This is a genomic window from Vibrio sp. S234-5 (assembly GCF_000960595.1).
Classification (GTDB): Bacteria; Pseudomonadota; Gammaproteobacteria; order Enterobacterales; family Vibrionaceae; genus Vibrio.
In genome coordinates this window covers 1-518 of sequence record NZ_JZAM01000030.1, presented here as the reverse complement: position 1 = coordinate 518, position 518 = coordinate 1, and the positions used below count along the sequence as shown (strand labels likewise).

Annotated in this window: 1 pseudogene; it reads right to left on the bottom strand. The window is 42.5% G+C overall.

Annotation, left to right across the window (positions count from 1 at the left end):
- Positions 1 to 358 (bottom strand): annotated as a pseudogene (locus tag UF06_RS26680) (IS630 family transposase); the annotation flags it as partial.
- Positions 359 to 518 lie beyond the last annotated feature (160 nt).

The following is a 518-nucleotide window of genomic DNA, read 5'->3' as shown; positions in this document are numbered from 1 at the left end:
TGCTTTAAATGCTCGATCATGATCTCTTTATTAACCCAAGGAACGACCATCGCTTCGCCAATTCCTCTCGCGGGACAGACAGAACCAAACAGATACGCATATTCAAATTGTTGTTGCTTCACGGCTCGGGGGCGTGTTCCTTTCTCTGCCCATAACCGTGTTGTCGTGTTTTGTTGCCCAAATCTGGCTTCATCTTGAAACCAGACATCAACATGCTCTAGAGCGATATGTCCTGGGATCTTCAGGATCGTTTCAATTTTGAATTTTTTTTAAAATCGTCTTGGACTTCTTGAGATTGCTTGGGGTGTTTTGAGCGGGAAGTTATCCATGACAAGCCCATGTGGTCGAGCAGGTAATACCAATATAAGTAAAAATGTGATCTAATTGAGGCCATTCAACGATAAAACTTATTCGCTATGGACAGTCTCAATAATATCGACTTTAAAAAGCTCGCAAGCCAGCAGAAATCTATTCAGATGAAAATGAGATTGCTGGCCCTCGCTCATTTCAAAGAGGGA